Source organism: Streptomyces sp. NPDC003036 (genome assembly GCF_040611175.1).
Taxonomy (GTDB): domain Bacteria; phylum Actinomycetota; class Actinomycetes; order Streptomycetales; family Streptomycetaceae; genus Streptomyces.
On sequence record NZ_JBEXNO010000023.1, the window covers coordinates 32,636 to 54,981 of the forward strand.

Sequence of the window (22,346 nt, forward strand, 5' to 3'; positions counted from 1 at the left end):
CGGTTCACCTCGTTTCGGCCGGTTCGTCGCGCAGGGCTTCGCGTACCGCCGAACGGGCGCGGTGGAGGCGGGACTTCATCGCGGCGGTGCCGAGCCCGAGCCGGTCGGCGACGGTGCGGCCGGGCAGGCCCTGGATGTCCCGCATGACCAGCACCTGCCGCTGGTCGTCGGGCAGGGCCGCGACGGCCGCTGCGACGCGTTCGCCTTCCAGGCGCAGCAGGACGTCCTCCTCGGCGGACCGCGTGGGGCCGCCGAGCGCCTCGGACCGGTCCGGCGTACCGAGCCCGCCCGCCTCGGCGTCCGGTCCGCGGTGGAGCAGGGCGCGGGTGCGGCGCAGGCACTCGTTGCGCACGATCCGGAACATCCACGACGCCAGCGCCCCGGAGGCGCGCAGCATGCCGATCTTTCGGTAGAGGATGATCAGCGCTTCCTGGGCGGCGTCCTCGGCGTCTTGGGGTGTCGCGCACAGCGAGTGCGCGAACCGTTGCACGTGCGGGTAGGAGCCGTACACGAGCGCGGTGAGCGCCTCGACGTCGCCGCGTTGCGCCGCGGCGACCAGGGTCGCGCCGGGCCAGGTGCGGTCAGCCACGCTGCCGCCTCCGGCGGCGCAGCAGGGTGGCGGTGCACGCGCACAGCAGCGGCACGGCGGCCGCGGCGGCGACGACGACGGTGGTCATGGGGGGTCCTTCCGGTCGGGGTGCGCGGCGGACGCGGTCGTCCGCACACCTATGAGAGGCGCGACCGGCGCGGAAGGATTCACCCCCTGTCCGCGCTCCGGCGGTTCGCCGTACGAGCTACGAGGTCGGTAGCCGGTTTCCCTTCCCGGCGTTCCCGTGTACCACGGGGAAAGCGTGGACCGGCGCCAGTGGTGTACGAAGTCCTTCGTGAACGAACAGATTGCGGCCGAAACCATCCGTGTCTTCATAGCCCTCGCTCCGCCCGACGACGCCAAGGAGGAGCTGGCGCAGGCACTGCGGTCCGCCTATGACGCCCACCCGTGCCTGCGGTGGAACCGCATCGAGGACTGGCACATCACCCTGGCGTTCCTCGGTGAGCTGCCCCGGTCCACCGTTGCGCTCCTGCAGCCGCCCCTCGCGGAACTGGCGGCCGGGCGCCGGCCCCTGCGGCTGGCCCTGCGCGGCAGCGGGCACTTCGACGAGCGGGTGCTGTGGAGCGGAATCGGCGGGGACCTCGAAGGCCTGCGGTCGCTCGCCGGAGAGGTGCGGACGCTGGTCAAGGCGCACGGTGTCGCCTTCGTCGACCGGCCGCTGAACCCGCACCTGACGCTCGCCCGGGCCCGCCGCGACGACACCTCCGGCGTGGTGCGGGCCGCCGCAGGACTCTCCGCGTTCACCGGCCGTACGTGGCAGGCCGAGCGTCTGCACCTGGTCGGCAGCAACTACGGCCGTGGCCCCGGGCCGATCCATTACCGCGACATCGACTCCTGGCCCTTCGGCGGCACGGGATGAACCCGCTCGGAGGAAAGCGGACCGGTTCTGTCCGCTCAAGGTGTCAGGGTGACCCCACGGACGGAGACGATCCGCAGCCGGTCCCCGGCGGACCGCTCCCCGTGCGGGAAACCCGCAGGAAGCCCGCAGGGAGCCTCAGGAAACCCACGACGGACGGAGCAACCCTATGAGCCGCCACATCCAGGTCACCTTCGACGCCCACGACCCGCGGGCGCTGTCGTGCTTCTGGCGCGACGCGCTCGGCTATGTCCACCCGGGCCCGCCCGGAGTCGACCTGCCCAAGGGCGCCGACCCGCTGGCCGCGTGGGACGACTTCCTCACGCGGATCGGCGTACCGGAGGAGGAGCGCAACACGCGGTCGGCCATCGAAGACCCGGAGGGGCACGGCCCCCGGCTGTTCTTCCAGCAGGTCCCCGAGAACAAGGTCGCCAAGAACCGCGTCCACCTCGACATCCGTGCGGCTCCCGGGCTGGAGGGAGAAGAGCGGATGGCGGCGCTGGAGGCCGCCTGCGACCGGCTCGTCGCGCTCGGAGCGACGCGGGTACGCCGCTTCGAGCCCGCTCCCCCGATGAGCGCCGGGTTCATCGTGATGGCCGACCCGGAGGGCAACGAGTTCTGTCTGGACTGACCGCGGGCAGCGGTGCGGGCGCGAAGCCGTGCTAGGGGAAGGCGGCTGTGGGAAGGCGGCCAGCACGCCTTCCCTTCGTCCGACACGACCGCCGCCCCCACTCGGTCACCGGCCGCTGGGGCAGGTTCCCTCCGCCGCGTCCCGTCCGCCGCCGACGGCGCCGCGGAGAACGGCACGGAGGTCGATGACGCGGTAACCACGAGCGGTGAAGGGCGTCGAGGACGAGCGGCAGGGCCTCGGCGTCGATCACCTCGCTTCCGCCGTCGGCGGCGCCGACGTGCATCTGCACGATGGCTCCCGGGCGCAGGGCGTCCAGCGCTCGGCGCACCGCGCGGTCCACGGTCATGCCGCCCTTGGTGCCCTTCCATCCGTTGGTGTCGGTGGTGAACTCCACGTCCGCGAGCCCGAGTGCGTTGACCTCCTCGATGTGGGCGGGGCTGGTCTCGCCGTAGGGGAAGCGGAAGAACGGGGTGCGGGCCGGTCCGCGCCGGCCGCGCGCAGGGCCCGGTCCGCCGCGAGGACCTCGCGGGCTCTGCCGGCCGCCGTCAGGTCCTTGAAGAACGGGTGGCTGTAGGAGTGGTTGCCCAGGCCGTGCCCGGCGGCCGCGATCCTCCGGACCACGTGGGGGTTCCGGTCGGCGAACTCGCCCGTGAGGAAGGACGCGGCAGGCGTCCGTCGGCGGGCCAGCTCGCCGAGGACGCGGTCCAGGCCGGCGTCGTTCCACGCCGCGTTGAACGTCACCGCGACGGCCTTCTCGCAGGTGCGGATGACGCGGTTCTCCGAACCGAACAGCGAGCGCAGGCCCTGCTCCTCGTCCGCGGCCGCCGCGGCGGGGCGAGGGGACCCCGGCCTGGCGGGCGCGGCCGGGGCCGGGACTGGAGCTGGGGCCGGGGCTGGGGCCGGGGCTGGGGCCCGCAGGGCCGCGCCGGACGAGACGGCGAACAGGGTGGCGGCTGATACGAGCAGGCGGCGGGAGAGAGGACCGGGTACGGCGAACAGACCACGCGTTGTCATACCGCCCTCATCGGCCGGCCGTCGCCCGCCCTGAACCTGGACCGCCGTGTCCGTACGCCGGGCGCGTTCGCCGCCCCTACCGGGGTGTGTCGGCACTCGGGGTCGTGTCCGGGAGGCAGATGATCCCGTCGAACGCCTCCAGGGCGGGGATCTCGATGAACGTCGTGTCCAGGCGCGTACGGACCGGTTCCGCCAGTCCGTGCCGGCGTGCGTACGCGCGCAGGGCGCGGGCGTCCACCAACGCCGGCTCCCCGGGGACCCCGGCGAAGAGCGCTTCGACGCTGTCCGGCGCCGCCTCGGGAGTGGCCGCCGGGCCCCAGCGCATGCCGAGCGGATGCTCCGGGTCGGGCACGTTCTCCACCGTCTCGCCGCCGTTGCCGGTGAGCGCGATCGGGACGTACTGCGCGCCGAGCGCGCGGGAGAGCAGATTGCCCATGGGGGTCACCGTCAGCGGCCCGTCGGCCGGGTTCGCCGAGCGCTGGATGTGGGCGTTGTGCCCGACGAGGACCACGCGGGTGCCGGGGCCGGAGCGCTCCAGGAACTCCAGCAGGGTGTCGGCCAGATAGCGCTCCCTGGCGGCGAAGGCCAGGTTGTCGGGCGCGCCCGCGAGCGCTTCGGCCATGGCCCGCTGGAGCCGGTCGGTCGTCGCCGCCGCACGGACGTCCGCAGGGCGGTCTCGTACGCCGTACGGCCGCTGCGCTCGGTGTAGAGCTCGCGCAGGTCGGTGAAGCGGCCCAGCAGGCGTGCCAGCGCGGTGGTGAGGCGGTCCTGCGGGGCCTGGTCCAGGTGCAGTCTGGAGTAGGCGGGCACCATGACGGTTCCGCCCGCGATCGGCCCGGAGATCTCGAGCGCGGTGTGCACGAAACGCAGCGCGGCGGGGTCCACCGTGGCCAGGTAGGCGGCGACCGGCTCCAGTACGGGCGCGAGCGCGCCTCCTGCCATGGGGATGTCGCAGTCGACGAAGCGGAACGGGTGGGCGGTGCCGGCGTTGTGACGGCGTAGCCATCGCAGGGTGTTCCTGCACTCCACGGGCTGCCCCAGGCCCTTGACGACCTGGTCCTTGCCCTGCCGCCGGCCTTGGCCCCGGCCTCGGTCGCCGTCGCCGTCGCCGTCGCTCCCGGCTCGCTCGCCGTCGGCGGCCAGGAGGTCGTCGATGTCGCCCGGCCCGCCCTGGACCCAGGCGTCAACGGCGCGGCCCTCGGCGGCTCCGTACTCCATGGCGTAGGCGTTGAAGCCCACCTCCTCGATGTGGAACCGCAGGACGCGGTGGCGCAGCAGCCCGAACTCGCGGATGCGGTGGGCGCTCTCGCCGAGGGCGACGACGCGGGCGTCGCCGACGAGGTCGCGCAGGGGCTCCAGGTCGTCGAACGGGGCCGCCGGGTCCGCCCCCGGGCCGAGAGGGGTCAAGCGGTCGGCGTGGCGCGTGACCATCGCGTCAGTTCAGCGGGGGCGGCCGTCTGGGCGGGCTCCGCGGGCGGCAGCAGCGTACGCGGGTCGCTGGGGATTCCGGGGTCGTTGCCGTGAGGGGCGCCGTGGCGGCTCCGGCCGGTCATGGAACCCATGGTCCGGTACGGGCCGGGGCCATCGGCGCTGCCTCGCCGACCGGTCCCCCGTCCCTGGAGGGTGCAGGCCGGCAAGCGACGCCGCTCGTCGCGTACGGTGCCGGGATGACCGGAAGCCTTCCCGCCGACGTGGCCGACGTACTGGAGCTGGTCCTGGACGGGGACGATCCCGTTCATGTCGCCCTGCGCAGGCAGGTTCCGCACCTGGGCGTGCGAACGCGCTGCACGTGCGGGTGCGGTACCGCCTTCTTCACGCTCGACGCCGGCGCGGTGGAGCCCGCGCCCACCGGCCCCGGCACGGTCGTGGCGGTCGAGGCGCAGCTCGTCACCGAGGCCGGCGAGTGGCCCGGCGAGGTCCTGGTCTTCACGCAGGGCGGCTATCTGTCGTGGCTGGAGGTCTGCTCTTGGAGCGATGACATCGAGGTCACCCTGTCCGCCGCACGGCGGTGGCTGCGGTCGCGCTGTTGAGCGGCCGGTGCCGGGCCACCGTGTCGGCGGCCGTGTCGCCGGTACGACTTGTGCGTGCGCCCGGGTGACACGCGGGCCGTTGAGCTGCGGTGCGGAGGCCCGCCCTTCTACGAATCGGCGTGATGAAGGACGAAGCACACCGCTGCCTGCCCCGTGGGGGAAGACCATGAACAAGCACCTCGCCGCCGCCCTCGCCGTGGCCGCCACGGCGGTCCTGGCCGCCACCGGCTATCTCACCCACCGGTACGTCACCTCCCCCGCCGCGCCGCGCGAGGCCATCGCCCGCCACGCCCCCGAGAGCGCCCGGGAAGTGGCGGGGAGCGCCGACGACGTCTTCCACGGCACCGTCGTCCGCCACGCCGGGCGGCGTACCATCGCCGAAATCCCCTCGGAGCTGTACGAGGTGCGCGTCGGGCGCGTTTTCAAGGGCGGGGTGAGCGGCACCGTCACGCTCACGCAGCCCGCAGGAAACCCCCGCCTGGCCGTGGGCGGGAAGTACGTCTTCGCCACCGCGTCGTGGCACAACGCGAGCAACGAGCACGCCGTTCTGGCGGACGCCCGTCCCACCCCGGCAGCCGACCTCGGCGCGCCCGTACGGGGGGTGGGCGGCGGCTCGGCGCCGACCGTCGCCGAGTACTGGCAGGACGCCGTCGACCGCCGGATCGGCGCCGCCCGCGGTTGACCGGCGGCCGCCGGTGCGGGTCAGCCGAGGTGGTCCTCGGGGTGCGCCTGGGTCTTCAGCGCCCAGTACTCGCCCGAGCAGCCGGCCGGCAGCGGCGGGAAGCGGTGGCCCTTCACGTCCGTGCTCCAGTGATGCTCGCCGCCGCAGTCGCACTCGTAGATCCCGCTCGCCGGGACGATCTCACCGGGGTGCCACGACGTCTTGTCCTCGCCCATGTCACCAGGTCTACGACGCCGGTCCCGGGACCGCTACCCGAGCGGCCGCGCGGGCGGGTGCGGACCCGGCCCGGGAAGCCGGGTGTCAGTCCACCCACACGCGTACGAGGCACCGGTGGCGGATGAAGTGGTCCCGCACTCCGTTGCTCGCCGGTGCGAGGAGGTCGGTGCCGCGTCGCGGCGTCGCCGGAGAGGGGTGGAGCACAGGTTCCGTATCCCCGCCGGCCGGGGCCGAGCCCCGCGCCGGCCCCTGTTCACCCGAAAAGCCTCAGCCGCTCACGCCGGCTTCCCGTTTGCGCCGCTCGAGCACATAGTCGCTGAACAGGTGCCTGCTCCGGTCGAGGAGCTCGCCGACCTCGGCGGTCCCGCGCGGTTCGTTCGTCGCCGGGTGCCAGCGCTGGACGGACTGTCCGGCCCAGGTGCGGAGCTTGTCGTCCGGGTCGTTCAGCAGGCCCACGGCGGCGCGCAGCGCCACGATGCCGCCCCGCGCGTCGAGCAGCCGGAACGCGGCCAGGCGCACGTGCCGCAGCCGGTGGGGCCCTGTGCGCTCCGTCAGCCATGGCGCGGGCAGCTGCTTCGCACAGGGCAGCAGGGAGACGGTGGCCTGGCGTACGACGGCGGGGGCCGGGTCGTCGAGCAGGGGCCGCAGGCGTGCCACGTCCGTGACGTCCAGGGCCCGCAGCCCCGCGAGCGCCTGGGCCCGGACGCCCGCCGCCGGGTGGGCGACGAGCGGCCACAGCGCCCCGGCGTCCGCGCGGTCTCCGCACTCGGCCAGCCCGATGACCGCGCCCGGCGCGATTGCGGGGTCCTGCGGGTCCGCGCACCATCGCCGGTACCGGGCGGCCGGATCATCTCCGTGCTGCCGCACCACGTACCGCGCGCAGGCGCGCACCAGCGCGGACCGGTCCGCGAGGTACGCCTCCGCCCGGTGCGGCTGCCCGGACGCCCGAAGGGCGGTGACGCCCGCCGAACGCGTCCGCGGATTGCGGGCGGTCAGCAGCGGGGTGAGCACGTCGTCCGGCACGTCGTCCGACACGTCGCCGTCCCACAGGTCGGCCAGGGTGGCGAGGGCCGCACTGGCGCACAGGTCCTGGACCACGGTGTCGTCGTCCCGGTGGGCGGCACGGGCCAGTTCGACGGGGCTCAGCAGCCGCCGTGCGATGGCGAGGCGGTACGCGAACCGCCGTACGGCACGGTCCGGGTCGGTGAAGAGCGCCGAGAACCGCTCACGGGGAGCGTGGCGCAGCGTCTCCTCCAGCACGCCCACGCCGAAGGCGCCCCTCTGCCGCCTGCAGACGCGCAGGATCAGCGCGGCGAGGGCGACGGCGGCGTGGACGCCGAGGGCCTCGCTCAGTACGTGGCGGGCGCGTTCGCGCACCGGTGCGGCCCAGTCCGCGCAGCGGACGACGACCAACGGCAGCAGGTCGGGGCGGTGCCTCGACCGGTGGACCGCCGCTTCACGGACGCGCCCGTCGCGGTGGCAGAGGGCGAGTGCGAGCCGGGGATCGTCGAACCCGGCCAGCTCCTCGATCCGCGGGCGGGCGTACCGGCGTGCCCCCGGAACGCCGAGCCCGTACCAAGGGACGTCCCGCACCCCCGCGTCCAGCGCCAGCCACGCGCAGGGATCCGCGGTGGCCAGCGCGCGTTCCAACGGCATGCCGTCGGCGAGGCGCAGGGCCGCGGCCACCCCGCCCTGGTACGTCTCACGCGTCGTCACTCCGGCTCCCACTCCCCCATGTGCCATACCGGCCCATCCTAAGGAGCGGGCCTCGGCTCCTCCCAGGCCGTCAAGACGGCTGTCAGGGCGGCCGTCAGGGCGTGAGGTCCCGCACGCGGCGCGCGATGAGGCCGAACAGGTCGCCGATGGTGGTCAGGGCGGCGTTGTGGAGGGCCTCGGCGGGCAGGTCGGCGCCGTCGGGAGCGGGGAGGGAGCGGGTGGCGGTGGCCTCGGCGACGACGGTGGGACGGTAGCCGAGGTTGAAGGCGCCCTGGGCGGTGAAGGTGACGCACATGTGGGTCATGAATCCGGCCAGCACCAGTTCCGGACCCGCGCCCAGGTCGCGCAGCGTCTTCTCCAGCTCGGTCTCGTGGAAGGCGTTGGGGAACCGCTTGACCACCACCGGTTCCCCCTCGACCGGGGCGGCCTCGGGGCTGATGGCGCCGATCTCGGCGCGGATGTCGTACGGGGTGCCCTCGCCTCCGTCGTTGACGACGTGCACCACGCGCGTGCCCTGCGCCCGGGCGGCGGTCAGCAGCCGCGCGCCGGCGGCGAGGGCCTCCTCGGCTCCCTCCAGGGCCATGACGCCGGTGCGGTAGGTGTTCTGGAAGTCGATCATGATCAGGGTGGCGTCGGCGAGCTTGGGGAGCTCGTTGTTCAGGCCGATGACGTCGCGCAGTGTCGTGGACGTGGGCATGGCTGTCTTCCTCTCGGATGTCGGATGGGGTGGAACCGGCCTGTCGTCAGGCCGTGGTCGTGGTCGTACGGAAGCGGCGCCGGTACGCGGCCGGGCTCGTGGCGATCTGCCGCCGGAAGGCGCGGTGGAGGGTTTCCACCGAGCGGAGCCCGGTGGTCCGGGCGATCTCCTCCAGGGACTGGTCGGTGGTTTCCAGCAGGCGGCGGGCGGCCTCGACCCGCAGGGCCTCGACGTACGCGGCGGGTGTCGTCCCGGTCTCCTGGGTGAAGACACGGGCGAAGTGACGCTCGCTCAGGCACATGCGCGCCGCCAGCGCGGCCGCCGACAGGTCCTCGGTGAGGTGGTCGGCGACGTACAGGCGCAGCTCGTCGATGTCCCTGCGGGATGCCGGCGGGCGGCTGATCGGGACGCTGAACTGGCTCTGGCCGCCCTGGCGTTTGAGGTACACCACCAGGTGCCGGGCGACCGCGAGCGCAAGGTCTTCACCGTGGTCCTCCGCGACCAGCGCGAGGGCCAGGTCCAGGCAGGCGCTGATGCCCGCTCCGGTCCACACCCGGCCGGAGCGGATGAAGATCGGGTCGGGGTCGACGGCGACCCGGGGGTGGTCGGCGGCGAGCCGGTCGGCCGTCGACCAGTGGGTGGTCGCGGCCTTGCCGTCCAGCAGGCCGGCCGCCGCCAGCAGGTGGGCGCCCACGCACACCGAGGCGATCCGCCGTGCGTGGGGTGCGGTGTCCTTGATCCAGTCCACGACGTGGCGGTCGATCCGGGGCCGGGGGCCGTCGGTGTGCACCTCCACCGCGCCGGGGACGAGGAGGGTGTCCACCGCGTCACCGACGTCGGCGAAGCCGATGTCGGTGAGGAGGCGCACGCCCGCGGAGGTGGCCACCGCTTCCCCGGCCCGCCCGGGTCCGGCCAGGCGCACCTGGTAGCGGGCGCGGCCGCCGGACTCCCGGTTGGCCAGCGCGAAGACCTCGGCCGGCCCTGTGACGTCGAGCAGATCGACGTCGGGGAAGACCGCGATCACGACGCGGTGACTGATCTTGGACATGTCCACATCGTCGGGCCCCGGCAGGTACGGCGGCAATGACGAGCTCCTGCCACATCCGGACATCGATACCTGCGATGCCTGTAGCGGGAACGGTCCTCCCTGTGACGCAGGACGCGCAGATCGCGGGGACGAAGGTCCTGCTGACCATGGTCGGCGGCACGGTCGTGCACGGCAGCACCGACCTCGGCTGAGCACGGCCGGCCCGGTCGCCCGGGGCGCGGCGCGTGTCAGCAGCGCGACTCAGGGGCGCGGGCCGAGGGTGCGGTGGCCGTCGCGGACGACGATGGCCAGCGCCGGGCAGGAGTCGGCCGCGTCCAGGGCGCGTTCGTCGGGGGCGAGCTCCTCGCGTACCGGCTCGGCCTGCGCGCCCTCCAGGCGGAACAGGTCCGGGGCGAGACCCGCGCACATGCCCGAGCCCATGCACTGGTCCCGGGCGATCTCCAGGGTCCAGGTCACGGCGGTCACCAGCCCACCGGCATCGCGCGCGGGCCCCGGACCAGCATCTCGTTCTTCCAGGCGACATCACCCGCGAGGTGGATCCGGGGGAAGCGGGTGATCAGCGCCTGGAGCGCCTCCTGGAGTTCGAGGCGGGCCAGCGGCGCGCCCAGGCAGTGGTGGACGCCGTGGCCGAAGCCGAGGTGCTGCACCCCGGTGCGGGTGAGGTCCAGCCGGCCCGGCGCGTCGAACTTGAGCGCGTCGCGGTTGGCCGCGCCGACCGCCACCAGCACCGGCTCCCCCGCGCGTACGAGGGTGCCGCCCACCTCGATGTCCTCCTTGGCGTAGCGGGGGAACGCCGCGGCGCTGCCGAGGGGGACGAAGCGCAGCAGCTCCTCGACCGCGCCCGCGATGAGCTCGGGCCGCTCGCGGAGCAGCTGGAGCTGGTCGGGGTGTTCGAGGAGCGCGTAGAGGAAGTTCGGGATCTGGCTGGCCGTGGTCTCGTGACCGGCCACGAGGATGCCGACGCACAGGTCCACCAGCTCCAGCTCGGTGAGCCGGTCGCCGGTGTCACGGGCCTCGATCAGCCCGGTCATCAGGTCCGGGCGGGGGTTCTCGCGGTGGTCCTCGATCAACACGGCCATGTAGGCGCGCAGTTCCTCGCGGTTGCGCTGGAACTCCTCGGCGGTCAGCGAGCTGGTCGACAGGGCGGCGTCGCTCCACACCCGGAACTTCGGCCGGTCCTCCTCCGGTACGCCCAGCATCCGGCAGATCACGGCGACCGGGATGGGCAGCGCGTAGGACTCGACGAGGTCGGCGGGCGGTCCGGCGGCCTCCATCTCGTCGAGGAAGGCGTGCGCCAGTTCCCGTACCTGCGGGCGCTGCTTCTCCACCTGGTGCACCGTGAAGGCCTTCGCCACCAGCGTGCGCAGCCGGGTGTGCTCGGGCGGGTCCATGCTGAGGATGCCGGCGTCCTGCCGCCCCTCCGACTGCCGCGGCTCGTCGTGCTGCAGCGCTTCCGCCCGGCTGAAGCGCCGGTCGCCGAGGACCAGGCGGGCGTCGGCGTACCGGGTGGCCAGCCAGGCGGGCTCGCCGTAGGCCATCCGTACGCGTAACAATCCGGGGTGTTCGAGCGCCTCCGTGTACGCCTCGGCCAGGCCGAGCCCTTCGGGTTCGTTGAACGGGTAGACGAGCGGAGCCTGCTCGTCAGTGGTCGTCATCGGGGGTGACCTCCCTGGTGTAAGCAGCTGCTTACGAACCTATGGTGGGGCGGGTGGACAGTCAACGGCGCCTGGGGCGAGGGGCCTTGGACGGTGCGCCGGACGACGGAGGGGTGGCGGAAAGTGGCGGTTGCGAAGGTGGTCGCGAAGGCGGCGGCGGAGGCCGTGCCGGTGGCCGGCGGGGCGGAGGCGGAGCGTCCGCAGGCGGGTCCGGCTACCCGGGACCGGCTGCTCATGGCCGCGTCCGCCCTGTTCGCCGAGCGGGGTTACGAACGGGCGACGGTACGGGAGATCGCCGCACGCGCGGGGGTCAACCAGGCGCTGCTGTTCCGCCATTTCGGCTCGAAGCAGGCCCTGTTCGGTGAGGTGGTCGCGCGGGGCGGGCACGAGCAGCTGCGCAGCACGCCCCCGGAGCAGTTGGTCGAGGTGGTGGTGCGGAGCCTGCTGCGTCCCACGGCAGAGGGGAGGCCCGCGGGGGCGGAGCACGCGGGGGCGGAGCACGCGGGGGCGGAGCACGCGGGGGTGGACCGGTCGCTGGAGACGCTGCTGCGTTCGGTGGGCGGCGACGACGAGGTGGCGGCCGTGGTGACGGCGCTGGGCGACGAGTACGCCCGCGCCCTGGCCACCCTCAGCACCGCGGACGACCGGGGGCTGCGCGCCGACCTCGCCCTGTCGTGGCTCCTGGGCATCGGTCTGATGCGGGTGGTGGTGGGCAGGCAGCCCCTGGCCGACGCGGACGCGGACGACGTGTGCCGTCTGGTCGGGGGCGCGCTGCGCCACCTGCTGGAGGGGCTGCCCGCGCCGGTGGAGCGCCCTGGGGCGGCCGAGCCGTGCACCGACGAGGCCGCGCGGTGACGAGACGGGACAAGCCGGGCATGTGGGCACCGGTCGGCAGGCCCGCGGAGCATCCGGGCGGTGCCGCGCGCCCCGCTGCGCCATCCTGCGAGGCCAAGGCCGTAATCTGGCCTCATGACTACTGCCCAGACATTGACGCCCCGTGAAGCCTTCGAGGTGCTGTTGGCTGGCAACAAGCGGTTTGTCGCTGGTTCGCCGGAACATCCCAACCAGGACGCTGCTCGGCGGGCCGAGACCGCGCCGGCCCAGTACCCGTTCGCCGTGATGTTCGGCTGCTCCGATTCCCGGCTGGCCGCCGAGATCGTCTTCGACCGCGGGCTCGGCGACCTCTTCGTCGTACGGACCGCCGGGCACGTCACGGGCTCCGAGGTGCTGGGCAGCATCGAGTACGCGGTCAGCGTGCTCGGCAGCCCCTTGGTCGTGGTCCTCGGCCACGACGCCTGCGGCGCGGTCGCGGCCACCCGCGCCGCCGTCGAGGAGGGCACGACCGTGGGCGGCTACGTGCGGGACGTGATCGAGAGGGTGACTCCGAGCGTGCTGGCCGCCCGCGCCGCCGGCCGCACCGAGGACGCGGACTTCATCAGCGAGCACATCCGGCACACCGTCGATCTCCTGCTGGACCGCTCCAAGGTCCTGTCCGAAGCGGTCGCGGGCGGGCGGGTCGCGGTCGTGGGCCTGTCGTACCGGCTCGCCGACGGCACAGCCCATCTGGTCACCACCCGCGGCCTCGACTCGGAGACCGCCTCCGCCTCCTGACCTCCCACTCCCCTGGCCGCCGGCCCCTCGACGGGCCGGCGGCCCCCGTGTCTCAGCGGCGGTCCCGCTCGAAGGTCAGGAGCAGATCCGCCGCCACGCTCACCGCGATCGTGGCGGGTTCCTTGCCGGTGATCCCGGTGATGCCGATCGGGGTTCTGATCCGGTCGATGGTGGCGGCGTCGTGGCCGCCCTCGGTGGCCAGCCGGTGCCGGAAGCGCGTCCACTTGGCGGCTGAGCCGATCAGTCCGATCGAGCCGAGAGCGGGGGTGCGCAGGGCGGCGTCGCACAGCGCGGCGTCCTCGGCGTGATCATGCGTCATGATCAGGACGTGGGTGCCGGGCGCCAGCTCGGCGAGCACCTCCTCCGGAAGCAGCGGCGTGTGGTGCACCCGGACCTGCGCCACCGCGTCCGCGAGCACGCCGAGCCGTTCGTCGGTGAGCATGTCGGGGCGGGTGTCCACCAGGTGCAGGTCGAGGTCGTGGCGGGCCAGGATGCGTGCCAGCTCCAGACCGACGTGCCCGACGCCGAAGATCGCCACCGCCGGGACCACCGGCAGCGGTTCGAGCAGGACGGTGACGGCTCCGCCGCAGCACTGCACGCCGTGCCGGCCGGTGACCTTGTCGTTGAGGGCGAACTCCATCAGCTCCGGCTCCGGGTCGGACGTGGCGATCAGCTCGCGGGCCCGATCGATCGCGACGGCCTCGATGTTGCCGCCGCCGATCGAACCCCAGGTGTCGTTCCGCCCCACGACGAGTTTGGCGCCGGCCTTGCGGGGTGCGTGGCCGCGCACGGTCGCGACGGTCACGAGCACGCCGGGTTCCCGGCGGGCCCGCAACCGCGCGACCGCGGCCACCCAGGTCATGTCAGGCATTGCTCAGAGCGGTCGCGTGGGCCGGGGTCTCGCCGCCCTCGCCGCCCTTGGCGCCGCGGGCCGCTTCGATCGCCCAGTACACCGCCTCCGGTGTCGCGGGAGAGGCGAGTTCCACGCTGATCCCCTCGGGCCCGAACGCCGCCGCGGCCTGCCGTAGCGCCTCCCGTACCGAGAAGGCCAGCATGAGCGGAGGCTCGCCCACCGCCTTGGACCCGTACACCGCGCCCTCTTCGGTGGCGTTCTCGAGCAGGGTGACGTGGAACTCCTCGGGCATCTCCGAGAAGCTCGGCAGCTTGTACGTACTCGCCGCCTGCGTCAGCAGCCGGCCGCGGTTGGGCCCGTCACCGGTGTCCCAGCGCATGTCCTCCAGCGTCAGCCAGCCCGCGCCCTGCACGAAACCGCCCTCGACCTGGCCGATGTCGATCATCGGGGACAGGCTGTCGCCCACATCGTGCACGATGTCCACCCGCCGGATGCGGTACGCGCCGGTGAAGCCGTCCACCTCCACCTCGGTCGCGGCGGCGCCGTGTGCGAAGTACTTGAACGGCGAGCCCCTGAACGTCTTCGCGTCCCAGTGCAGGCCCTCGGTCCGGTAGAAACCGGCCGCCGACAGCTGGACGCGCTGGAAGTACGCGGTGCGCACCAGGTCGTCCCAGGCCAGCTCCTTGTCGCTGCCGAGGATCCGCGCGACGCCCTCGACGATGCGTACGTCCGAGGCGTTCCCGCCCAGCTGGGTGGCGGCCACCTGCAGCAGGCGCGCGCGCAGCTGCTCGCAGGCGTTCTTCACCGCCGCACCGTTGAGGTCCGCTCCGGCGCTGGCGGCGGTGGCGGAGGTGTTGGGCACCTTGTCGGTTCGGGTCGGGGCCAGCCGCACCTTGTGCAGCGGGATGCCCAGCGTGGTCGCGGCGACCTGCAGCATCTTGGTGTGCAGGCCCTGGCCCATCTCGGTGCCGCCGTGGTTGATCAGGACGGAGCCGTCCTTGTAGATCAGCACCAGCGCGCCGCCCTGGTTGAAGGCGGTGAGGTTGAACGAGATCCCGAACTTCAGGCCGGTGATCGCGAGCGCCCGCTTGGTGTGCGGGTGCGCGGCGTTGAAGGCCGCGATCTCGCGCCGGCGGTCTTCGATGCCGGCGTTGTCCTTCACCTGCTGCCAGACGGCGGAGATCCGTTCGGGGTGGGTGACCGGCTGTCCGTACGGCGTCGTCTGGCCCTGGCCCGGACGGTAGAAGTTGCGCTCCCGCAGCTCCATGGGGTCCAGGCCGAGCAGCGGCGCGCACCGGCCCATGATGTCCTCGATCACCAGCATGCCCTGGGGTCCGCCGAAGCCGCGGAAGGCGGTGTTGGAGACCTTGTGGGTCTTGGCGATGCGCCCGGCGACGCGGGCGTTGGGGATCCAGTAGGTGTTGTCGATGTGGCACAGCGCGCGGGCCACCACCGGCTCGGACAGGTCCAGGCTCCAGCCGCCGTCCGCGGTCAGGGTGGCGTCGAGGGCCTGGATGCGGCCGTCGGCGTCGAAGCCGATCTTCCAGGTGGCGTGGAAGCCGTGCCGCTTGCCGGACATGGTCAGGTCCTGCGTCCGGTTGAGCCGCAGCCGCACCGGCCGGCCGGTCAGCCGGGCGCCGAGCGCGGCGACGGCCGCGAAGCCGTGCGGCTGCATCTCCTTGCCGCCGAAGCCGCCGCCCATGCGCAGGCACTGCACGGTGACCTCGTGGCTGTGCAGCCCGAGCACGTGCGCGACGATCTCCTGCGTCTCCGAGGGGTGCTGGGTGCTGCTCTGGACGAACATCTGCCCGGCCTCGTCGACATGGGCCAGCGCCGCGTGCGTCTCGAGGTAGAAGTGCTCCTGCTCGGAGAACTGGAACTCGCCGGTGAACACGTGCGCGGAGTCGGCGAAGCCGGCGTCCACGTCGCCGGTCTCCATCACGGGCCGGGCGCCGTGGAAGCTGCCCGCCGCGATCGCGTCCCGCAGCGTGACGATGGAGGGCAGTTCGTCGAGTTCCACCTCGACGGCCGCCGCACCAAGCCGGGCCGCTTCCAGGGTCTCGCCGAGCACCCACGCCACCGCGTGGCCGTGGAACATGACCTCGTCGGGGAAGAGCGGTTCGTCGTGCTTCATTCCGGCGTCGTTGACGCCGGGTACGTCGGCACCGGTGAGCACGCGGACCACACCCGGGACGGCGAGCGCGGGCTCGGTGCGCAGCGCGGTGATCCTGCCGTGGGCCTTCATGACCTGGACCGGGTAGGCGTGCAGCACGTCCTTGGTGCGGTGGACCAGGTCGTCCGTGTAGAGCGCGGCGCCGGTGACGTGCAGGTGGGCGCTCTCGTGCGGCATCGAGACGCCGACGACGGGCTTTTCGGGACGCTCGGACAACTGGCTCATGACGACACCGCCTCGGTGGTTTGCGCGTACAGCTTCCGCAGGCTCTGGCCGAGCATCGCGGAGCGATAGCCGGCGCTGGCGCGGTGATCGTCCATCGGCGTGCCCTGGGCTCGCAGCACCTGGGCCGCTTCCTCGACGGTCTCCGCGGCCCACGGCCTGCCCTCCAGGGCCGCCTCGGCGGCGAGGGCGCGGATCGGGGTGGCGGCCACGCCGCCGAGGCCGATGCGCGCCTTGCGGACGATCCCGTCCTCGATGTCGAGCGCGAAGGCGACCGCCACGCTGGAGATGTCGTCGAAGCGCCGCTTGGCGATCTTGTGGAAGGCCACGACGGGCGACAGCGGCAGCGGGACGCGCACCGCGCGGATCAGCTCGCCGGGACGGCGCACGCTCTGCCGGTAACCGGTGAAGTAGTCCGCCAGCGGGACCTCGCGCTCACCGTCGGCGCCGGCGAGCACCACGGACGCCTCCAGCGCGAGCAGCACCGGCGGGCTGTCACCGATGGGCGAGCCGGTCCCCAGGTTGCCGCCGAGGGTCGCGCTGTTGCGGATCAGCCGGGACGCGAACTGCGGGAAGAGTTCCGCGAGCAGCGGGACGCTGCCGTCGAGGCGGCGTTCGATCTCGGTGAGCGTCAGCGCCGCCCCGATCTCGATGTGGTCGGACGCGGTACGCAGCTGCCGCAGTTCGGGCAGCCGGTCGATGGCGACCACGCAACTCGCCCGGCGGGAGCGGATGTTCACCTCCACGCCCCAGTCGGTGCTGCCGGCGACCACCACCGCGTCGGTCCGCTCGCGCAGCAGCCGCAGCGCTTCGTCCAGGGTGGCGGGCCGCAGGAACGCGCTGTCGCCCTGGGTGTACGCGGTGGCGACCGGTTCGGGCGGGGACTGCTCGCGGCGCTGGGCCAGGGGGTCGTCGTCGGCGGGCTCGCCGACGGCGAACGCGGCGTCGCGGATGGGGCGGTAGCCGGTGCAGCGGCACAGGTTTCCGCTGAGCGCGTGCAGGTCGAAACCGTTCGGTCCGTGCTCGGCGTCGGTGTTCGTGCCGGCGCCGTCGTCGGCGGACTCGGCGTGCGCGCAGCGGCCGGGCCGGTAGTACTCGGCGGCCATGCTGCAGATGAATCCCGGCGTGCAGTAACCGCACTGGGAGCCGCCGCGGACCGCCATCTCCTCCTGCACCGGGTGCAGCGCGGCCGGCTCACCGGCTCCCCCCGCGGTGGCGAGCCCCTCGGAGGTGACGACCTCCTGCCCGTCGAGGGCCGCGACCGGAACCAGGCAGGCGTTGACCGCCACCCAGTCGGTGGGCTTGTCGGTCCCGGGCCGGGCCACCAGGACCGAACAGGCGCCGCATTCCCCCTCGGCGCAGCCCTCCTTGGTACCGGTGAGACCGCGCTCGCGCAGAAAGTCCAGCACCGTGGTGTGGGGCGCGGCCGGTGAAATCGGCGCTTCTTTCCCGTTGACCGTAATGCGCGCCGCTACCATGGCACGTCCTCATTTCCGGGCGCGGTCGATCTGATTGTCCTAGTCGCCATGTGAGAGCCTTCTATTTTCGGTGGCGCAGCTCAAGAATCCGCGCAGACCAGCACGTAACGACGTGCCGCAGGCGGTGAAAGAAACCAAAAGAATGCCGGGCCGCAATCGGGCAAACCGGAAGAAGGGCTGCTCAGCAGCCGTGTGCTACACGACCCGGAACCCAGGCGGCCTGGTGGGCGAGGCGATTGAGGTCGGAGAAGGTTGACATCCGACGTCGCCTCCTTTCCAGCGCTCACGGGTCGGTCGGTGCGCTGAAATTACGTCCCCGCACGTCCATTGGTCAAGCTTCAGGTGGCACAACGGACCTGACTGCCCGTCAGCGGTGCGGCCGGTGCCCCCGCCTCCTGCCCTACCCTAGAAGCACCGGCAGGCGACGGCGGCCGCGGCCACCGATACGGCGAGGAGCACCAGGGGCCCGACGATCCCCGGGTCCTCCCGGAACCTCCGGGGTTTGCGGGGGTCGTAGACCACGCCGATCGTGGCCGGGGCGTGGTACTCGTGCACGCGAGCGTACGTCTCGCCTTCGACCTCGGTCCCGTCCGGGGCGGTGAAGCGGACGATCGGGTAGTGGTGCACGTCGCCGTCACCGTCCTCGTGCTCCCGCACACCGACGACGTCCGCCTCGACGCGTACGCCTCGGCGCATCAGGCGGACGTCCCCGTGCATCCACGCGACCCCGCCCGCGCACCCGGCCACGCCGAGGACCAAGAGCAGCCATCCCGCGATCAGGTCCCCCACGGCCTCATCGTAGGCCGAGGGCGAGCCGGTCCCCAGGGGCCGGAGAGTCCGCGAGATCTCCGCCGACCGCGGCGTCGTGTCCGGTGCTTCGGCACTCCGCGGTGAGCAGCTCCTCGATCGTGCCGAGTTCTGGGCTTCGCGGATCGCAGCCCGCCAGTCGGTGGTACAGCCGATGCCAGGCAGCTTCGTCCGCCACCGGCAGGTGCGTACGGACCAGGGCCGTGAGCTGCTCCACCGCTTCTCCGATCTGCGGCGGGGCGTCCGGTCGGTGCCGGGCGTCGCCGAGGTGGCGCAGGACGCACGGGCCCCGGCCCACCCGCCGCAGCAGGTCCTCGGGGGAGACGAGCCCCTCCGTGAGCAACTCCTCGAGGGGGCCCGTCTCCTTCTCCTGATCACTGCTGTAGCCCAGTCCGGCCCACAGCGTGCCCCCGTCCGCGAGCCAGTTCGCGGCGTAGGAGCGGTGCCTGCGGTAGTCGCCGCGTATCGCGTCCATGTGGCGGGCCGCCACGTCGGGCGGTGTGCCGGGGCGGTTCACCATCTGTGGCCAGTACCGGAACGGCTCGCGGTCGTGCTCCGCCTCCAGGTAATCCCAGTCGGGGTTCGCGAGGAGCTCCATCAGCCGGTCCGCGGCGCGCGCGCCGGCCTGCGGGCCGAGGCGGCGCAGGCGCGAGGCGAGCTTCGGCGTGGTCAGCTCCTTGTCCGCCCGGGCGCGGAGGGCCGCGAACGGGTCGGCGGTGGCCAGCGCCTTCTCGCAGATGCGGGTGACCGCCGGGCCCACGAGTCCGGTGGCGAGCAGGGCCGACAACCGGGCCGGTCCCCCGTGGCGCAGCACGTTGAGGCAGCCTGTCAGCTGCTCCGGCATTTTGAACGACTCCCGGTGCGCGCTGGCGAACGCCGCCTCGACGAGTTCCGGCTCGATGGCGTGGAGGCAGTCGGGAAGCGCGCCCCACGGAATGCGGTCGACGTATGGCGCGAGCGGCACCGCCGGGTCGGTGAGGGCCTGGCGGCGCTCCTCGGCGCAGACGTAGAAGTGATTGTCCAGGACGGCGAGGTGGATCTTCGGATCGCCGTACTCCAGGAGCCGTAGCGCGGTGCCCCGGGTCAGGTCGATTCCGCGGGCGATCACCAGCAGGGCTTCACGGTCACGGCTGCGCAGGAGGTACTCAAGGACCGCCCTGGGCGTGCCGTGGCGGAGGGCGACGACGTACTGCGCCAGCAACCTGCCCGTACCGGGCGGCAGTTCGGGCATCAGGGCGTCCAGGACGTCGGCGTCGCACCGCAGCAGTACCTCGCCCGTCGGCCACCACCACTGACCGTGGAACAGCCGGTCCTCGATCGCGCGGCCCGTGGGCGGGCGGTCGGGCAGCAGGCGGGCGGGGTCGACCGCCTCCGTGTCCTGGGACCGCTGTGCCAGGGCGGGCCAGCTGAGCCGGGTGTCGGGGCCTGCGCCGCCGGGCCGGCACAGAGCGTCGACGGTGGTGAGCAGCTTGAGCCAGGCGGTCGGCTCGGCTCCCAGGGTGGTCGTCAGGTACTTCCGTACCTCCCGTTCGAAGGCGCGACGGGCCCGGCCGAGGTCGGATTCCATGGGGACCGGCATCGTCCAGCGCGCCGGGTACACCTCGACGACGTCCCCCGCGGCAAGCGACCCGGCCTCGTACGCCGTCGCCAGCCGGTGATCGAGGGCGGAGCGGCGGCCGGCGGCGAGCGGGAATTCCGCCACGTCACGCCGCAAGCGCTCGAGTGCGTCGCGCCCGTCGGCCGGAGGCGTCGGGTGGAGCACCTGGGCGTCCGCCGGCAGGTCGCAGCGGCGCCATGCCTCGGCCAGCCACTCGGGGCGGCCCACCGACCGGGGGTACCGGTTGCGCGGCGTACCCCCCAGACGGCGCACCACCTCGGCATCAGCGGGCAGCGGAGGGGCGACGCCCCCGTTCTGTTCGGCAGCGAGGCGACGCAGGAGGTCGATGGCGGCCGCCGCCGCCCGGTGGACCTCCACGTACCGTGCGTCGTACGGACGGTTCCCCATGATGTGTCTCCCCCGATGGTTGTTCTCCGATCAAGAACAGTGGACCACGGAGGTCTGACAGTGGGACGGCGGGACCCGAGGGACATGGCCAGGTGCTCCGCGCGCCGACTCCCAGGGCGCCCGCGCTGAATTCGGTGGCGTGAGGCTCGGCGGCCTGTGTAGGGTCGGCGTCGCGACCGCGCCTGGCGATGCGCTCGGCTGCGGCTACTTCCTTTCGAAACCAAGTGACGCCGCCGCCTCTTTGATCTCGCCAGGCGCGGGCGTCTTCGCCCGTCGGGCCGTGTGGCCGGGGCCGTACCATCCGTTGGATCCGGGGGGATTCTCTGCCTCGTTACACCCGACGCGTCTCGAAGGAATGGTCCGAGATGCTGGTGGCTCCGCACGTCTTGGCCGCTGCCCAAGCCGCGCCCGTCTCCGCTCGGCGCCTCCACAGGCCCACCGGGCCGGAGTTCCGTACGTACCCGGGCGGCCTCGCCTTCCAACGGGAGCCGCGCGAGGAGCTGTTCCTTCTCGCGGTCGGCAACTTCGTTTCCGAGCAGACCTTTTACGAGAGCGGCGAGGAGCGGGACGGCCGGTACGTCCGGCTCGTCGGCGAACTCGCCGTCCAGGAGCCCGTGTGGACGGCCGGGCTGCTGCGCTGGCTTCGGGGCGAGGGCAACATGCGTACGGCGTCCCTGGTGGGTGCCGCCGCGTACGTGCGGGCCCGGCTGCGGGCCGGGGCGGCCGGAGGCCCGTCCCATCGGTCCGTGATCGACTCGGTGCTCCAGCGCGCCGACGAGCCCGGCGAGCTGCTCGCCCACTGGATCTCGGCGTACGGGCGCAACGTGCCGCAGCCCGTGAAGCGGGGCGTCGCCGACGCCGTACGGCGGCTGTACACATCGCGGTCCCTACTCAAGTACGACACCGCCTCCAAGTGGTTCCGCTTCGGTGACGTGCTCAACCTCGTGCACGCCTCACCCGACCCGGACAAGCCCTGGCAGGGCGCGCTCTTCCGGTACGCCCTGGACCGCCGCCACCACCCGGAGAAGGCGGTTCCGCCGGCCTCCGACCGCCTGCTGACCGCCCATCGGGCGCTGATGGAGTCCCCTGTGGTCGAGCGGCGGGCGGTGGTGACCGGGCCGGGCGGTTCCGAGCGGCTCGCCGCGGCGGGCATGACCTGGGAGGCGCTGGCGGGCTGGCTGCACGGGCCGATGGACGCCGCCGTGTGGGAAGCCGTGATCCCGACGATGGGGCCGATGGCGCTGCTGCGGAACCTGCGGAACTTCGACGAGGCGGGGGTCTCGGACGAGGTCGCGGAGCGGGTGGCCGCGCGGCTCTCGGACCCGGCCGAGGTCGCCCGGTCCCGGCAGTTCCCCTTCCGCTACCTGGCCGCCTATCAGCACGCGCCCTCTCCGCGCTGGGCCGCCGCGCTGGAACGGGCGCTGGGCCACTCCCTCGCCAACGTACCGGCCCTGCCCGGCCGGACGCTGATCCTGGTGGACCGGTCCGACTCCATGTTCTGGGACACCGTCTCCGAGCGGTCGAAGCTGACCCGGGCGGACGCGGCGGCCGTGTTCGGCGCCGCGCTGGCGATGCGTGCCGAGCAGGCGGACCTGGTGGAGTTCGGCTGGGGCAGCGCGGCGGTGCCGTTCGAGCCGGGCGAGCCGGTACTGGAGGTGCTGAAACGGTTCCGCAGCATGGGGGGCACCTACACGGCCAAGGCGGTGCGGAAGCACTACCGGCAGCACGACCGGGTCCTGATCGTCACCGACGAGCAGACCGCCGCCTACGACCCGGGCGGGCCGACCGAAGCGGTCCCGGCCGGCATCCCGGTCTACACGTGGAACCTCGCGGGCTACCGGCCCGCCCACGGCCCCACGGGCCCGCACCGGCACACCTTCGGCGGCCTCACGGACGCCGCGTTCCGGATGGTGGGACTCATCGAGGCCGGGCGCGAGGCCGCTTGGCCGTGGACGACCGACCCGACCTGATCCGGGCGGATCCCGGCTGATCCGGGTCCGTACCGCCGATCGGGCGAGAGCCGCAGGGCAGGGGTTCTCGTC

Annotated in this window: 22 protein-coding genes and 1 pseudogene; 7 read left to right on the top strand and 16 right to left on the bottom strand. The window is 73.2% G+C overall.

Annotated elements, in window-relative coordinates:
* Positions 1–4 precede the first annotated feature (4 nt).
* Positions 5–589 carry a sigma-70 family RNA polymerase sigma factor gene (locus tag ABZX67_RS18520; RefSeq protein WP_355361349.1) on the bottom strand — a complete coding sequence of 195 codons (585 nt, stop codon included), beginning with the start codon at positions 587–589 and terminating at the stop codon, positions 5–7.
* Positions 590–884: 295 nt separating this feature from the next.
* Here ABZX67_RS18520 and thpR point away from each other — a divergent pair, with 295 nt between their 5' ends.
* A complete protein-coding gene (gene thpR / locus ABZX67_RS18525) occupies positions 885–1,469 on the top strand; it encodes an RNA 2',3'-cyclic phosphodiesterase (RefSeq protein ID WP_355361351.1) in 585 nt (194 codons plus the stop codon).
* A 166-nt stretch (positions 1,470–1,635) separates the two neighbouring features.
* Positions 1,636–2,097, top strand: coding sequence for a VOC family protein (locus tag ABZX67_RS18530; protein ID WP_355361353.1), 462 nt, complete (start codon positions 1,636–1,638; stop codon positions 2,095–2,097).
* 342 nt (positions 2,098–2,439) lie between these two features.
* Here ABZX67_RS18530 and ABZX67_RS18535 read toward each other — a convergent pair whose 3' ends face one another.
* The 4 genes and pseudogenes from ABZX67_RS18535 to ABZX67_RS18550 all read right to left on the bottom strand — a co-directional run bounded on the left by ABZX67_RS18535 (position 2,440) and on the right by ABZX67_RS18550 (position 4,664).
* The gene (locus ABZX67_RS18535) at positions 2,440–3,111 is read right to left on the bottom strand and encodes a polysaccharide deacetylase family protein (protein ID WP_355361355.1); all 672 of its coding nucleotides are present in this window, start codon (positions 3,109–3,111) and stop codon (positions 2,440–2,442) included.
* Between the two features lie 76 nt (positions 3,112–3,187).
* Positions 3,188–3,733 (bottom strand): erythromycin esterase family protein, encoded by a 546-nt coding sequence (locus ABZX67_RS18540; RefSeq protein WP_355361357.1) that lies wholly within the window; start codon positions 3,731–3,733, stop codon positions 3,188–3,190.
* 53 nt (positions 3,734–3,786) lie between these two features.
* Positions 3,787–4,542 (bottom strand): annotated as a pseudogene (locus ABZX67_RS18545) (erythromycin esterase family protein); the annotation flags it as partial.
* Positions 4,515–4,664 (bottom strand): hypothetical protein, encoded by a 150-nt coding sequence (locus tag ABZX67_RS18550; RefSeq protein WP_355361538.1) that lies wholly within the window; start codon positions 4,662–4,664, stop codon positions 4,515–4,517. The gene ABZX67_RS18550 and the pseudogene ABZX67_RS18545, both read right to left, overlap by 28 nt.
* 114 nt (positions 4,665–4,778) lie before the next feature.
* Between ABZX67_RS18550 and ABZX67_RS18555 the strand changes: the two genes are divergently transcribed.
* Complete coding sequence (locus ABZX67_RS18555) at positions 4,779–5,141, top strand: hypothetical protein (RefSeq protein ID WP_355361359.1); 363 nt, start codon at positions 4,779–4,781, stop codon at positions 5,139–5,141.
* 166 nt (positions 5,142–5,307) lie between these two features.
* Positions 5,308–5,823 carry a hypothetical protein gene (locus tag ABZX67_RS18560; RefSeq protein ID WP_355361361.1) on the top strand — a complete coding sequence of 172 codons (516 nt, stop codon included), beginning with the start codon at positions 5,308–5,310 and terminating at the stop codon, positions 5,821–5,823.
* A gap of 20 nt (positions 5,824–5,843) precedes the next feature.
* Here the strand turns inward: ABZX67_RS18560 and ABZX67_RS18565 are convergent, their stop codons facing one another.
* From ABZX67_RS18565 to ABZX67_RS18590, 6 genes are all read right to left on the bottom strand, one after another.
* Positions 5,844–6,038, bottom strand: coding sequence for a hypothetical protein (locus tag ABZX67_RS18565; RefSeq protein WP_355361363.1), 195 nt, complete (start codon positions 6,036–6,038; stop codon positions 5,844–5,846).
* A 268-nt stretch (positions 6,039–6,306) separates the two neighbouring features.
* A complete protein-coding gene (locus ABZX67_RS18570; protein WP_355361518.1) occupies positions 6,307–7,695 on the bottom strand; it encodes a hypothetical protein in 1,389 nt (462 codons plus the stop codon).
* A 154-nt stretch (positions 7,696–7,849) separates the two neighbouring features.
* Entirely contained in the window at positions 7,850–8,452 is a 603-nt protein-coding gene (locus tag ABZX67_RS18575; protein WP_355361365.1) for a cysteine hydrolase family protein, read from the bottom strand.
* A 46-nt stretch (positions 8,453–8,498) separates the two neighbouring features.
* Complete coding sequence (locus ABZX67_RS18580; protein ID WP_355361367.1) at positions 8,499–9,500, bottom strand: helix-turn-helix domain-containing protein; 1,002 nt, start codon at positions 9,498–9,500, stop codon at positions 8,499–8,501.
* 240 nt (positions 9,501–9,740) lie between these two features.
* On the bottom strand, positions 9,741–9,965 hold the full coding sequence (locus ABZX67_RS18585; protein ID WP_355361369.1) for a ferredoxin: 225 nt from the start codon (positions 9,963–9,965) through the stop codon (positions 9,741–9,743).
* Entirely contained in the window at positions 9,962–11,155 is a 1,194-nt protein-coding gene (locus tag ABZX67_RS18590) for a cytochrome P450 (protein ID WP_355361371.1), read from the bottom strand. The genes ABZX67_RS18585 and ABZX67_RS18590 overlap by 4 nt, the downstream gene beginning before the upstream one ends.
* A gap of 171 nt (positions 11,156–11,326) precedes the next feature.
* On the opposite strand from ABZX67_RS18590, the gene ABZX67_RS18595 reads away from it, so the two are divergent.
* Positions 11,327–12,010, top strand: coding sequence for a TetR family transcriptional regulator (locus ABZX67_RS18595; RefSeq protein WP_355361520.1), 684 nt, complete (start codon positions 11,327–11,329; stop codon positions 12,008–12,010).
* Positions 12,011–12,124: 114 nt separating this feature from the next.
* Positions 12,125–12,766: a carbonic anhydrase gene (locus tag ABZX67_RS18600; RefSeq protein ID WP_355361373.1), complete on the top strand. Its 642-nt coding sequence runs from the start codon at positions 12,125–12,127 to the stop codon at positions 12,764–12,766.
* 52 nt (positions 12,767–12,818) lie between these two features.
* Here ABZX67_RS18600 and xdhC read toward each other — a convergent pair whose 3' ends face one another.
* The 5 genes from xdhC to ABZX67_RS18625 form a co-directional block, all read right to left on the bottom strand.
* Positions 12,819–13,628, bottom strand: a complete 810-nt coding sequence (gene xdhC / locus ABZX67_RS18605) for a xanthine dehydrogenase accessory protein XdhC (RefSeq protein WP_355361522.1) — start codon at positions 13,626–13,628, stop codon at positions 12,819–12,821.
* Between the two features lies 1 nt (position 13,629).
* Positions 13,630–16,017 carry a xanthine dehydrogenase molybdopterin binding subunit gene (xdhB, locus tag ABZX67_RS18610; protein ID WP_355361375.1) on the bottom strand — a complete coding sequence of 796 codons (2,388 nt, stop codon included), beginning with the start codon at positions 16,015–16,017 and terminating at the stop codon, positions 13,630–13,632.
* Complete coding sequence (locus ABZX67_RS18615) at positions 16,014–17,492, bottom strand: FAD binding domain-containing protein (protein ID WP_355361377.1); 1,479 nt, start codon at positions 17,490–17,492, stop codon at positions 16,014–16,016. Before ABZX67_RS18615 ends, xdhB begins: the two co-directional genes overlap by 4 nt.
* A gap of 405 nt (positions 17,493–17,897) precedes the next feature.
* Positions 17,898–18,281 carry a DUF3592 domain-containing protein gene (locus tag ABZX67_RS18620; protein ID WP_355361379.1) on the bottom strand — a complete coding sequence of 128 codons (384 nt, stop codon included), beginning with the start codon at positions 18,279–18,281 and terminating at the stop codon, positions 17,898–17,900.
* Between the two features lie 4 nt (positions 18,282–18,285).
* The gene (locus ABZX67_RS18625; protein WP_355361381.1) at positions 18,286–20,304 is read right to left on the bottom strand and encodes a hypothetical protein; all 2,019 of its coding nucleotides are present in this window, start codon (positions 20,302–20,304) and stop codon (positions 18,286–18,288) included.
* 365 nt (positions 20,305–20,669) lie between these two features.
* On the opposite strand from ABZX67_RS18625, the gene ABZX67_RS18630 reads away from it, so the two are divergent.
* Positions 20,670–22,274 (top strand): TROVE domain-containing protein, encoded by a 1,605-nt coding sequence (locus ABZX67_RS18630; RefSeq protein ID WP_355361383.1) that lies wholly within the window; start codon positions 20,670–20,672, stop codon positions 22,272–22,274.
* Positions 22,275–22,346: the final 72 nt, after the last annotated feature.

Coding starts and splice junctions, on each gene's coding strand:
- ABZX67_RS18565 (WP_355361363.1), bottom strand. CDS start 6,038: ATGGGCGAGGACAAGACGTCGTGGCACCCCGGTGAGATCGTCCCGGCG.
- xdhB (WP_355361375.1), bottom strand. CDS start 16,017: ATGAGCCAGTTGTCCGAGCGTCCCGAAAAGCCCGTCGTCGGCGTCTCG.
- ABZX67_RS18600 (WP_355361373.1), top strand. CDS start 12,125: ATGACTACTGCCCAGACATTGACGCCCCGTGAAGCCTTCGAGGTGCTG.
- ABZX67_RS18630 (WP_355361383.1), top strand. CDS start 20,670: ATGCTGGTGGCTCCGCACGTCTTGGCCGCTGCCCAAGCCGCGCCCGTC.
- ABZX67_RS18590 (WP_355361371.1), bottom strand. CDS start 11,155: ATGACGACCACTGACGAGCAGGCTCCGCTCGTCTACCCGTTCAACGAA.
- ABZX67_RS18555 (WP_355361359.1), top strand. CDS start 4,779: ATGACCGGAAGCCTTCCCGCCGACGTGGCCGACGTACTGGAGCTGGTC.
- ABZX67_RS18615 (WP_355361377.1), bottom strand. CDS start 17,492: ATGGTAGCGGCGCGCATTACGGTCAACGGGAAAGAAGCGCCGATTTCA.
- ABZX67_RS18540 (WP_355361357.1), bottom strand. CDS start 3,733: ATGGCCGAAGCGCTCGCGGGCGCGCCCGACAACCTGGCCTTCGCCGCC.
- ABZX67_RS18570 (WP_355361518.1), bottom strand. CDS start 7,695: ATGCCGTTGGAACGCGCGCTGGCCACCGCGGATCCCTGCGCGTGGCTG.
- xdhC (WP_355361522.1), bottom strand. CDS start 13,628: ATGACCTGGGTGGCCGCGGTCGCGCGGTTGCGGGCCCGCCGGGAACCC.
- ABZX67_RS18575 (WP_355361365.1), bottom strand. CDS start 8,452: ATGCCCACGTCCACGACACTGCGCGACGTCATCGGCCTGAACAACGAG.
- ABZX67_RS18580 (WP_355361367.1), bottom strand. CDS start 9,500: ATGTCCAAGATCAGTCACCGCGTCGTGATCGCGGTCTTCCCCGACGTC.
- ABZX67_RS18625 (WP_355361381.1), bottom strand. CDS start 20,304: ATGGGGAACCGTCCGTACGACGCACGGTACGTGGAGGTCCACCGGGCG.
- ABZX67_RS18530 (WP_355361353.1), top strand. CDS start 1,636: ATGAGCCGCCACATCCAGGTCACCTTCGACGCCCACGACCCGCGGGCG.
- ABZX67_RS18550 (WP_355361538.1), bottom strand. CDS start 4,664: ATGACCGGCCGGAGCCGCCACGGCGCCCCTCACGGCAACGACCCCGGA.
- ABZX67_RS18560 (WP_355361361.1), top strand. CDS start 5,308: ATGAACAAGCACCTCGCCGCCGCCCTCGCCGTGGCCGCCACGGCGGTC.
- ABZX67_RS18535 (WP_355361355.1), bottom strand. CDS start 3,111: ATGACAACGCGTGGTCTGTTCGCCGTACCCGGTCCTCTCTCCCGCCGC.